The sequence below is a fragment of the Streptomyces sp. SM1 genome, assembly GCF_002910825.1.
Taxonomy (GTDB): domain Bacteria; phylum Actinomycetota; class Actinomycetes; order Streptomycetales; family Streptomycetaceae; genus Streptomyces; species Streptomyces okerensis.
Genome location: NZ_NEUB01000079.1, coordinates 1 through 11,460 on the forward strand (window position 1 = coordinate 1; position 11,460 = coordinate 11,460).

The 11,460-nt window shown below is 73.0% G+C and carries 11 protein-coding genes; 9 read left to right on the forward strand and 2 right to left on the reverse strand.

Going from position 1 to position 11,460, the window contains the following annotated elements:
- A partial coding sequence (locus B9S61_RS01780; protein WP_181007188.1) for a PucR family transcriptional regulator ligand-binding domain-containing protein occupies positions 1 to 544 on the reverse strand: 544 nt, incomplete at its 3' end.
- A 344-nt stretch (positions 545 to 888) separates the two neighbouring features.
- Between B9S61_RS01780 and B9S61_RS01785 the strand changes: the two genes are divergently transcribed.
- From B9S61_RS01785 to B9S61_RS01805, 5 genes are all read left to right on the forward strand, one after another.
- The gene (locus B9S61_RS01785) at positions 889 to 1,779 is read left to right on the forward strand and encodes a xanthine dehydrogenase family protein subunit M (RefSeq protein ID WP_103540603.1); all 891 of its coding nucleotides are present in this window, start codon (positions 889 to 891) and stop codon (positions 1,777 to 1,779) included.
- Positions 1,779 to 2,357: a (2Fe-2S)-binding protein gene (locus B9S61_RS01790; RefSeq protein ID WP_103540604.1), complete on the forward strand. Its 579-nt coding sequence runs from the start codon at positions 1,779 to 1,781 to the stop codon at positions 2,355 to 2,357. Before B9S61_RS01785 ends, B9S61_RS01790 begins: the two co-directional genes overlap by 1 nt.
- 2 nt (positions 2,358 to 2,359) lie before the next feature.
- Positions 2,360 to 4,744: a xanthine dehydrogenase subunit D gene (pucD, locus tag B9S61_RS01795; RefSeq protein ID WP_103540605.1), complete on the forward strand. Its 2,385-nt coding sequence runs from the start codon at positions 2,360 to 2,362 to the stop codon at positions 4,742 to 4,744.
- A 198-nt stretch (positions 4,745 to 4,942) separates the two neighbouring features.
- Entirely contained in the window at positions 4,943 to 6,400 is a 1,458-nt protein-coding gene (locus B9S61_RS01800; protein WP_103540606.1) for an NCS2 family permease, read from the forward strand.
- Between the two features lie 55 nt (positions 6,401 to 6,455).
- Entirely contained in the window at positions 6,456 to 7,607 is a 1,152-nt protein-coding gene (locus tag B9S61_RS01805) for an XdhC family protein (protein WP_103540607.1), read from the forward strand.
- Between the two features lie 351 nt (positions 7,608 to 7,958).
- Here the strand turns inward: B9S61_RS01805 and B9S61_RS01810 are convergent, their stop codons facing one another.
- Complete coding sequence (locus B9S61_RS01810; RefSeq protein ID WP_103540608.1) at positions 7,959 to 8,399, reverse strand: SRPBCC family protein; 441 nt, start codon at positions 8,397 to 8,399, stop codon at positions 7,959 to 7,961.
- A gap of 268 nt (positions 8,400 to 8,667) precedes the next feature.
- On the opposite strand from B9S61_RS01810, the gene B9S61_RS40240 reads away from it, so the two are divergent.
- From B9S61_RS40240 to B9S61_RS01830, 4 genes are all read left to right on the forward strand, one after another.
- Positions 8,668 to 9,105: a hypothetical protein gene (locus B9S61_RS40240; RefSeq protein WP_146064673.1), complete on the forward strand. Its 438-nt coding sequence runs from the start codon at positions 8,668 to 8,670 to the stop codon at positions 9,103 to 9,105.
- Between the two features lie 305 nt (positions 9,106 to 9,410).
- A complete protein-coding gene (locus tag B9S61_RS01820; protein ID WP_103540610.1) occupies positions 9,411 to 10,415 on the forward strand; it encodes a glycosyltransferase family 2 protein in 1,005 nt (334 codons plus the stop codon).
- Complete coding sequence (locus tag B9S61_RS01825; protein WP_103540611.1) at positions 10,412 to 11,008, forward strand: HAD-IIIA family hydrolase; 597 nt, start codon at positions 10,412 to 10,414, stop codon at positions 11,006 to 11,008. Before B9S61_RS01820 ends, B9S61_RS01825 begins: the two co-directional genes overlap by 4 nt.
- Positions 11,005 to 11,460, forward strand: a 456-nt coding sequence (locus B9S61_RS01830; protein ID WP_146064674.1) for a glycosyltransferase family 9 protein, incomplete at its 3' end; no start/stop codon positions are given. The genes B9S61_RS01825 and B9S61_RS01830, both read left to right, overlap by 4 nt.

Below are 11,460 nucleotides of genomic sequence, written 5' to 3' on the forward strand. Positions count from 1 at the left end.
CCCCCGCCGTCTTCGGTCCCGCGATCAGCCGGCCGGTGGGCGACAGCACCCAGGCCCGCAGGTCCAGGTCGGAGCCGAGCAGGTCGAGGACGACATCGGGGCCGCCGCCCGCCGGGCCCGACGTCATCATCCGCCGGTGCCGGTCCACGACGGCCGCGAGATCCCCGGCGCGCTCGCCCGAGACCTGCCGTACGACATGCTCGGTGATGGTCGCGAAGGCCACCGACTCGTGCACCGCGAACAACGGCAGCCGGTGCCGCGCGCAGGCCGCGACCAGGTCGTCCGGCACCTCGCCCAGCTCCGCCCGGCCGGCCGCCAGCGCGGCCACCCCGGCCTGCGCCAGCAGCCGTACGAACGGCTCGGAGTCGGCGGCGTCCCGGCGCCAGGCCAGGCCCGTGAGCACCAGTTCCCCGCCCGAGAGATAGCGGCTGGGGTCCCTCAGGTCGGTGGTCATCACCCCACGCACACCACGGTCCAGCTCGTCCTCGCCGCCGAGCAGCTCCAGGCCCAGCGCGTCGGTGTCCAGCAGTGCGCGCAGCCGCATTTCTCGTCGCCGCCGTTTCTGTCTCGATATCTGGGACGGACCGTGCGGAAATCGCCCGGTGAGCGCCCGTCGGGTGGCTGATCAGCGGTGTCGGCCGATTCCTGGACCGTGTCCTCCGTCGCCGGAGGAAGGTGGGGAGGACACAGACGGCCTCCGTTCATACGAATCTACAAGATGCCTTTGCTGGCCAGCCAACTCCTTCATGGTTTCCGTGACTGACCCATGCGGAGCACACGGCGGTGTACTGGGTCCACTCCACGTGAACACCGCAGGAACGAGCCGGGCCCGCCGCACTCGGATTGGCTCGATCTGTACGCCCACCGAGACGAAGAAGGGAGCCGGTCATGGACTTCCTTCGCCCCGCCAGCTGGGAGGAGGCGCTCGCCGCGAAGGCCGAGCACCCCGCCGCTGTGCCGATCGCGGGTGGCACCGACGTGATGGTCGAGATCAACTTCGACCACCGCAGGCCCGAACACCTCATGGACCTGAACCGCATCGGCGACCTCGAGGAGTGGGAGGTCGGCGAGGACAGCGTACGGCTCGGCGCCTCCGTCCCGTACGCGAAGATCATGGAGCATCTGCGCGCCGAGCTGCCCGGCCTCGCCCTCGCCTCCCACACGGTCGCCTCCCCGCAGATCCGCAACCGCGGCGGCGTCGGCGGCAACCTCGGCACCGCCTCCCCGGCCGGCGACGCCCACCCGGCACTGCTCGCCGCCGGCGCCGAGATCGAGGCCGAGTCGGTGCGCGGAACGCGCCGCATCCCGGTCGACGCGTTCTACACCGGCGTGAAGCGCAACGCGCTGGCGCCCGACGAGCTGATCCGCGCCGTCCACATCAAGAAGGCCGACGGCCCGCAGCAGTACTCCAAGGCCGGCACCCGCAACGCCATGGTCATCGCCGTGTGCGCCTTCGGTCTCGCGCTCCACCCGGAGACCCGGACGGTGCGTACGGGAATCGGCTCGGCCGCCCCGACGCCCATCCGCGCACAGGCCGCCGAGGAGTTCCTGAACGCGGCCCTGGAGGAGGGCGGCTTCTGGGACAGCGGCAAGATCGTCACCCCCTCCGTCGCCAAGCGGTTCGCCGACCTGTGCGCCGCGGCCTGCAACCCCATCGACGACGTCCGGGGCACCGCGGGCTACCGCCGCCACGCGGTCGGCGTCATGGCACGACGCACCCTGACCTGGACCTGGGAGTCGTACCGCGGCGCCCACCGCCTCACGGAGGGAGCCGCGTAATGCGCCTCGACCTCACCGTCAACGGACGCCCCCAGGAAGCGGACGACGTCTGGGAGGGCGAGTCCCTGCTGTACGTGCTGCGCGAGCGGCTCGGGCTGCCGGGTTCCAAGAACGCCTGCGAGCAGGGCGAGTGCGGCTCGTGCACGGTCCGCCTGGACGGCGTGCCCGTGTGCTCCTGTCTGGTCGCCGCGGGGCAGGCCCAGGGCCGCGAGGTCGTCACCGTGGAGGGCCTGGCGGACTTCGCCGCGCGGCGCTCCCGCGGCGGGACCGGTGACGCGTGCGGCACCTCGCCCGACGAGGCCAGGGGGTGGCAACCCCACGGCGCCGGCCCGGGCACCGGCGAGGGCAGCGGACTGGCCCCCGTCCAGCAGGCGTTCATCGACGCCGGCGCCGTCCAGTGCGGGTTCTGCACCCCGGGACTGCTGGTCGCCGCCGACGAGATGCTCGAGCGCAACCCCGATCCGAGCGACGCGGACATCCGCGAGGCCCTGTCCGGCAACCTGTGCCGCTGCACCGGTTACGAGAAGATCATGGACGCGGTCCGCCTGACGGCCGCCCGCCGGTCCGAGGAGGTCTGACCATGCCGACGAACGGTGTTCCCACCAGGATCACTCAGGGCTCGGGCACCAGGGGCGGCATCGGCGAGTCCACCCTCCGCCCGGACGGCACCCTCAAGGTCACCGGCGAGTTCGCCTACTCCTCGGACATGTGGCACGAGGACATGCTCTGGGGCCAGATCCTGCGCTCCACCGTCGCCCACGCCGAGATCGTGTCGATCGACACCAGCGAGGCCCTCGCGCTCCCCGGCGTGTACGCCGTCATGACGTACGACGACCTGCCGACCGAGGTGAGGAACTACGGCCTGGAGATCCAGGACACCCCGGTCCTCGCCCACGGCAAGGTCCGCCACCACGGCGAGCCGGTCGCGATCGTCGCCGCCGACCACCCGGAGACCGCGCGCCGCGCCACCGCCAGGATCAGGGTCGACTACCGCGAACTGCCCGTCGTCACCGACGAGGCGTCCGCCACCGCTCCCGGCGCGGTCCTCGTCCACGAGAACCGCGACGACCCCCACAGCCGACACGTCCCCCACCCGAACATCGTCCACCGCCAGCCCATCGTGCGCGGCGACGTGGAGGCGGCCCGGCGCCGCGCGGACGTCGTCGTCGAGGGCGAGTACACCTTCGGCATGCAGGACCAGGCCTTCCTCGGCCCCGAGTCCGGTCTCGCCGTGCCCGAGGAGGACGGCGGCGTCCACCTGTACATCGCCACCCAGTGGCTCCACTCCGACCTGCGCCAGATCGCGCCCGTGCTCGGCCTGCCCGAGGACAGGGTGCGGATGACCCTGGCCGGTGTCGGCGGCGCGTTCGGCGGCCGCGAGGACCTGTCCATGCAGATCCACGCCTGTCTGCTCGCCCTGCGCACCGGCAAACCCGTCAAGATCGTCTACAACCGCTTCGAGTCCTTCTTCGGCCATGTCCACCGCCACCCGGCCAGGCTGTTCTACGAGCACGGTGCCACGGCGGACGGCAGGCTGACCCACGTCAGGTGCCGCATCGTCCTCGACGGCGGCGCGTACGCCTCCGCGTCACCGGCGGTGGTCGGCAACGCCTCCTCGCTCGGCGTCGGCCCGTACCGTGTGGACGACGTCGACATCGAGGCCATCGCCCTCTACACCAACAACCCGCCCTGCGGCGCGATGCGCGGCTTCGGCGCGGTCCAGGCGTGCTTCGCCTACGAGGCCCAGATGGACAGGCTGGCGGCGCGGCTCGGCATGGACCCGGTGGAGCTCAGACAGCTCAACGCCATGGAGCAGGGCACGCTCCTGCCCACCGGGCAGCCCGTCGACTCCCCGGCGCCGGTCGCCGAACTCCTGCGCAGGGTCAAGGCGATGCCCATGCCGCCGGAGCGCCAGTGGGAGTCCAGCGAGGGCGCCGACCTACGCCAGCTGCCGGGCGGTCTGTCCAACACCACCCATGGCGAAGGCGTCGTCCGGGGGGTCGGCTACGCGGTCGGCATCAAGAACGTCGGCTTCTCCGAGGGCTTCGACGACTACTCGACAGCCCGGGTCCGCCTGGAGGTGGCCGGAGGCGAGCCGGTCGCCGGCGTGCACACCGCGATGGCGGAGGTCGGCCAGGGCGGGGTCACCGTCCACGCGCAGATCGCGCGCACCGAACTGGGCGTCGGCCAGGTGACCATCCACCCGGCCAATACCGAGGTGGGGTCGGCCGGTTCGACCTCCGCGTCCCGGCAGACGTACGTCACCGGCGGCGCGGTCAGGAACGCCTGCGAGCTGGTCCGCGAGCGGGTGCTGGACCTCGGCCGGCGCAAGTTCGGCTCCTACCACCCCGCCTGGGCCACGGCCGAACTCCTGCTGGAGGGGGGCAAGGTCGTCACCGACGGCGGCGAGGTCCTCGCCGACCTGGTGGACGTCCTCGGCGGCGAGGCCGTCGAGATCGAGGAGGAGTGGCGGCACCGGCCGACCGAACCCTTCGACCTGCGCACCGGCCAGGGCAACGGCCACGTCCAGTACTCTTTCGCCGCGCACCGCGCCGTCGTCGAGGTCGACACCGAACTCGGCCTGGTCAAGGTCATCGAACTGGCCTGCGCGCAGGACGTCGGCAAAGCGCTCAACCCGCTGTCCGTGATCGGCCAGATCCAGGGTGGCACCACCCAGGGCCTGGGCGTGGCGGTCATGGAGGAGATCGTCGTCGACCCGAGGACCGCGAAGGTACGCAACCCGTCCTTCACGGACTACCTCATCCCCACCATCCTCGACACCCCGACCATCCCCGTCGACATGCTCGAACTCGCCGACGACCACGCCCCGTACGGTCTGCGCGGCGTCGGCGAGGCCCCCACCCTGTCCTCCACTCCGGCGGTCCTGGCGGCCATCCGCGACGCCACGGGCCTGGAGCTGAACAGAACCCCGGTCCGCCCGGAACACCTCACCGGGACCGTGTAGCGGCCGAGGCGTGCCGCGACAGCGGCACGTCGCAACACCCCCGCCGTCGCGGGCGGGCGGCCCCACCCCACGGTCGCCCCGGCGCCGGTGCATCCTGTTCGTCTCGGGCCGTCCCCCGGGTCGTGCACCTCCCCAAAACCCGTGCTGTCGCGGCAAGCACAGCCCGGGTGTCCCTGTGAACCTTGGGAGCAGGCCCACATGACCCAGCAATCCCTCGAGCCGGCGGCCACCGCCGAGGACGCGGGCGCGGGAACCCGCGTCCCGGCCGGCCGGTCCCGGCTCGACCGGTACTTCCACATCTCGCACCGGGGGTCCACCGTCGCGCGTGAAGTGCGCGGCGGCGTCACCACCTTCATGGCGATGGCGTACATCCTCCTGCTCAACCCCCTCATCCTGTCCGGCGAGGACGCCGCCGGGAACGCCCTCGGCCGCACCGCCCTGATCACGGCGACCGCCCTCGCCGCCGCCCTCACCACCCTCCTGATGGGCTTCTTCGGCAAGGTCCCGCTCGCCCTGGCCGCCGGCCTCTCCGTCTCCGGGGTGCTCGCCTCGCAGGTCGTGCCCGTGATGACCTGGCCGCAGGCGATGGGCATGTGCGTGATGTACGGCGTGGTCATCATGCTGCTGGTCGTCACCGGCCTGCGGGAGATGATCATGAACGCGATCCCGCTCGCGCTCAAGCACGCGATCACCATGGGCATCGGCCTGTTCATCGCCCTGATCGGCTTCTACAAGGCCGGCTTCGTGCACCAGGGCGAGGCGACGCCGGTCACCCTCGGCCCGGCGGGCGAACTGGCCGGCTGGCCGGTGCTGCTGTTCGCCGTCACCCTCCTCGCCGTCTTCGTGCTCCAGGCGCGGGGTGTCCCGGGCGCGATCCTGATCGGCATCACCGGCGGCACCGTCCTCGCCGTCACCCTCAACGCGTTCGGGGTCGTCGACCCGGAGCAGTGGGCGAGCGGAGCGCCCGAACTGCACGGCGGCACCGTCTCGATGCCCGACTTCGGGGTCTTCGGCGCCGTCGAGTTCGGCGGCTGGGGGGAGGTCGGCGCGATGACGGTCGGCCTGATCGTCTTCACGCTCGTCCTCGCCGGCTTCTTCGACGCCATGGCCACCATCATCGGCGTCGGTACGGAGGCCGGGCTCGCCGACGGCAAGGGCCGGATGCCGGGCCTGTCCAGGGCACTGTTCATCGACGGCGCCGGCGGTGCGATCGGCGGTGTCTCCGGGGCCTCCGGGCAGACGGTCTTCGTCGAGTCGGCGACCGGGGTCGGCGAAGGCGCCCGCACCGGTCTCTCCTCCGTCGTCACCGGCCTGCTCTTCGCCGCCTGCCTCTTCTTCACGCCGCTGACGGCGATCGTGCCGGGCGAGGTCGCCGCGGCGGCCCTGGTGGTGATCGGCGCGATGATGATGATGAACGCCCGCCATGTCGACTGGGCCGACCGCGCCACCGCCGTCCCGGTGTTCCTGACCGTGGTGGTCATGCCGTTCACCTACTCCATCACCGCGGGCGTGGCGGCCGGGGTCATCTCCTACGCCGCCATCAGGACGGGCCAGGGCAGGGCCCGGGAGATCGGTGCCTTCATGTGGGTCCTGACGCTGGTCTTCGTCGTCTACTTCGCCCTCGCCCCGATCGAGAGCTGGCTCGGCGTGCACTGACCGGGCCCGGGACGCACCGCACCTTCCACGCAACCGAAGCCGAGGAGACCGAGACATGCTGGACATCGCCGAGGAGCTGAACCGGTGGGTCGGGCAGGGACGTGACTTCGCGGTCGCCACCGTGGTGGGGGTCGGCGGCAGCGCGCCCCGCACGCCCGGTGCCGCGCTCGCGGTCGACGCCGACGGCACGGCCGTCGGCTCGGTCTCCGGCGGCTGCGTCGAGGGCGCGGTGTACGAGTTGTGCGCGCAGGCGCTGAGGGACGGCGAACCCGTGCTGGAGCGCTTCGGCTACAGCGACGAGGACGCCTTCGCCGTGGGTCTGACCTGCGGGGGCGTCATCGACGTCCTGGTCACGCCGGTACGGGCGGCGGACCCCGCCCGTCCGGTGTTCGCCGCCGCCCTCGCCGCCGCCGCACAGGGGCGGGCCGCGGCACTGGCGCGGATCGTGAGCGGTCCGGCGGAACTGCTGGGCCGCGCGCTGACGGTCCGCCCGGACGGCTCGTCCGAGGGCGGCTTCGGCGCCCACCCGGAACTGGACCGCACGGTCGCCGCCGAGGCCGGCGCCTTCCTGGACGCCGGGCGCACCGGCACCCTGGAGATCGGAGAGCAGGGCTCGCGTTGCGGAGCACCGCTCACCCTGCTGATCGAGTCCTCCGTGCCCCCGCCCCGCATGATCGTCTTCGGCGCGATCGACTTCGCCTCGGCCCTGGTACGGGTCGGCAGGTTCCTCGGCCACCACGTCACGGTGTGCGACGCACGCCCCGTCTTCGCCACGAGGGCACGCTTCCCCGACGCCGACGAGATCGTCGTGGAGTGGCCCCACACCTACCTGGAACGCACCTCCGTCGACGCCCGTACGGTCCTGTGCGTCCTGACCCACGACGCCAAGTTCGACGTACCCCTGCTGAAGCTGGCCCTTCGCCTGCCGGTGGCCTACGTCGGCGCGATGGGCTCCCGCCGCACCCACCTGGACCGCAACGCCCGCCTGCGCGAGGCCGGCGTTACCGACCTGGAACTCGCCCGCCTCAGGTCCCCCATCGGCCTGGACCTGGGAGCCCGTACGACGGAGGAGACCGCCCTGTCCATCGCCGCGGAGATCGTCGCCGACCGGCGCGGCGGCACCGGGGTGCCCCTCACGGGCGCCCACACCCCGATCCACCACGACGGCACCACGGGACCGGCGGGCCGTATCGGCTCGGTGGCGTGACGCGAGGCGGCACCTCCCGGCGTGCGGCACCTCCCCGCGTACCGGGTCCGCGGAGAGGTGAGATGCCCGGTCGGCCGTGCAGCCGGCAGGACACCGGAGACACGGAGGTCCCAGAGGGAGGCCTCCGAGGACCTCCCCCGCGCCCGCGCCTGGGTCCGCCCGTTGCCGGCACTCCGCACGGCTCCTCATCCCCGCCCGGCGGTGCCCGGCACACACACGGCTTGCCTGCCTACGGGCCTACGGGCCTACGGGAGCAGTACGAGACGCGGGAACGTCGCGGGCGCCGGGGAGCGAGGTCTCGTTGCCCGCGGCATCAGGCACCGGCCGCCACCGAGAGACGCGCCCGGCGGCTCACGCCTGCCGGAGCAGCCGGTTCACCGCCCGCCCGAACACCTGGCGTCCCGCACGGGCCAGTACGGCCTCGGCGGAGGCGGGCAGGAACCGGACCCGGATCTCCTCCCGCCACACCACCCGCGACCGGCCCCCGGGACCCGGCCGCACCTCGATCTCCGCCCAGCCGGTGACGACCCGGCCCCGCTTCTCCAGGCGGCAGAACCCTGGGGTGTCGCCCGCCGGGGGCTGCCACACCGTCACCTCCATCGGGTCGTCGAAGGACAGCGGGCCCAGGCCCGTGCGGGCGACGAACACGGTGCCCTCGCCGGTGGGCGGGGGAGTGGTCACCGTGACCCGGGTCAGCGGGACCACGTCGCCGTGGCGGGGCCATGTCGTGAGCCGACGCCAGGCCTCGTCGAGGGGGAGTGGTGCGGTGCGCTGGAGCTGGAAGGTGGCCACAGGGGAATCCTAGGAAACAGCGGACGCCCGGCGGCATGTCCGGGTACGGCTCACCCGTCCGGCCCATCGGCGGCAGGCCCGGCGGGGGTCGCGCGCGAGCGTTCCCGGCGTGGGCGGCGCCGTGACCGGCGACCTCCGACGCGGCCACCGTGGTCGGGATACCGCGGTCACGGCTCTGGCACATCGGGCACCGCTGATGACAGGATGGCCTCCATGATGATCACCAGAAAGGCTCATGCCGCGTAGGCGTCCGGGTGCGCTCCGTGCCGTGCACGAGCGCCGACCGCCCGCATGGGCGCGTGAACTGCCCCGTGTCGACCGTCTGTCGGCCGACACGAGTGCCGCGATCCGCTGGGTGGAGCACTGCTCTCGCAGCTTTGACGTCGAGTCCGGTCGAACCTCTCAATGCCTCTCCCTCTACCGGAGTTTCCTGCGCCGGCCCGGCCGGAAGCTGATGCTGATCGCCTCGGAGTGCCCGGCCTGTCCTGGGTGCCAGTACGACGATGTCGCGGTGGTCAGAGACACGTTGGAGGAGATCGTGGGCATGCTCCCGCTTCCGGCACGCACCGAGTTGCGGCGATTGCTCACCGGCCTCGACGCGGAGTTCCGCAGCAGGACACTGCACGATCCCGACCCGAGCCGCTGGGTGGACTGGAGCGGGAATCCGTACCGATGGTGGCACCGACGGCTCTACGAGGGTGTCTAGGGCGAGGGGCCGGCCCTCCCGGCGATGGTGACTCCACCTGTGGCGGCGTCTGCCGCAGCCGCTCCGTCAGGACGCGGTGGTCTCCCGGTGCGGTCGGCCGCACCGGCAGACCCGGCATGGGGGGACGTGTCCTCGGGCGGCGTCAAAACATGCCTGGACGGGTCATTGTGGGACAAATTGTGTCCAAGTGTTTGAGACAACCGCGAACGCGGCACTCGCGTCCCGGTAGCGCCTCAGGCCTCTCAGGGACGGAGCACAGCCCCGATGCGCATCCTTGGTACCAGAGCCCGGGGGAGGGCGTTCGGATGACGTCGTACGCCGTCGTGATCCCCACCCTGGTGCGGGACACCCTCGCCGACTGCCTCGCCGCGCTGGCCGCGGCGCACGGGCCGCGCCCCGACGAGATCGTTCTCGTCGACGACCGTCCCGATCTGGCGCCCGCACCCGACGCGATGGGCCACGCACTGAGCGTCCTCGGCGACCTGCGCGAACGCACCACCGTCCTGAACGGCGGCGGTCGTGGGCCCGCCGCCGCACGCAACACCGGGCTGCGCACGGTCACCGCGCCCTGGGTCGCCTTCCTCGACGACGACGTCCAGGTCGGGCCGCACTGGTGCGCACAGCTCCTGCGGGACCTCGACGAGGCGTCCCCCGACACCGCCGGCGTCCAGGGCGTCATCACCGTGCCACTGCCCGGCGGGCGCCGACCCACCGACTGGGAACGCGGCACCGCCGGGCTCGCCCGGGCCCGCTGGATCACCGCCGACATGGCCTACCGCACCGAGGCCCTGAAGCAGGTCGGCGGTTTCGACGAACGCTTCCCCCGCCCCTTCCGTGAGGACGCCGACCTCGCGCTGCGCCTGCTCGACGCCGGCTGGCGCATCCGCAGGGGCCGCCGCACCACCCTGCACCCCGTGCGCCCGGCGTCCCGCTGGGCGTCGCTGGCCCAGCAACGCGGCAACGCCGACGACGCGCTGATGTGCCGGCTGCACGGCCCCGACTGGTGGGACAAGGCGGTCGCACCGCGCGGCCGGATCCGCCGACACGCCGCGATCACCGCCGCAGGCGCTGCCGCCTGCCTTCTCGGGGCCACCGGCCATCGCGGGGCGGCCACGGCCTGCGCGCTCGGCTGGGCCGCCGGAACCGCCGAGTTCGCCCGCGCCCGCATCGTCCCCGGACCGCGCACCCCTCACGAGGTGACGACCGTGCTGGCCACCAGCGTGGCCATACCGCCCGCCGCGACCTGGCACCGGCTGGCCGGGGCCTGGCGCCACCGCAACGCCCCCGTCTGGCCGGAGGCGGCCCGGTGAGCCCGGTGAAGGCGGTCCTCTTCGACCGCGACGGCACCCTGGTCCACGACGTCCCCTACAACGCCGACCCCGCACGGGTACGCCCCGTCGAGGGTGCCCGCGAGGCACTCGACGAGCTGCGCGCACACGGAATCCGCACCGGCGTCGTCACCAACCAGTCCGGTATCGCACGCGGGCTGCTCACCGAGGCCGACGCCCGCCGCGTCAACCGGCGCGTCGAGGAACTCCTCGGCCCCTTCGACGTATGGGCCCTGTGCCCGCACGGCCCCGACGACGGCTGCCACTGCCGCAAACCCCGCCCGGGGATGGTGCTGTGGGCGGCCGGCCGGATCTGTACGGACCCGGCCGACTGCGTCGTCATCGGCGACATCGGCACCGACGTGGAGGCGGCACGCCGGGCCGGCGCCCACGGCATCCTCGTCCCCACCCCGCAGACCCGCCCCGAGGAGATGTCGGCGGCCCCCTGCGTGGCCCCGGACCTCCCGGCAGCGGTACGTCTACTCCTCGGCACCCCGCCCGGTGACCGCCCCTCGGGCTCCCCGCCCGTCCTGGCGGACTACGCCGGACGGTCTCCGCAGAGGAGGGGCGTGTGAAGGCCCTCGTCACCCGGCTCGACAGTTTCGGCGACGTCCTGCTCGCCGGGCCCGCCGTGCGTGCCGTCGCCGCACGGGCCGGCCATGTCACGGTGCTGTGCGGCCCGCACGGTGCACCCGCCGCCCGGCTGCTGCCCGGCGTCGACGACGTGCTCGTCTGGGACTCCCCCTGGACCGGGTTCCAGCCACCGGAGGTCAGCCGCGAGCAGGTCGACGCGCTCATCACCGCCGTCGACGCCGACACCGCGCTGATCCTCACCTCCTTCCACCAGTCCCCCCTGCCCACCGCCCTGCTGCTGCGCCTGGCCGGGGTCCGCCTCGTCGCCGCCGACAGCGAGGACCACCCGGGCTCCCTCCTCGACGTACGCCACCACCGCGACCCGCACGCCCACGAGGCCGGGGCCGCGCTCGACCTCGCCGAGGCCGCCGGTTTCCCCCGGCCCGACGACACC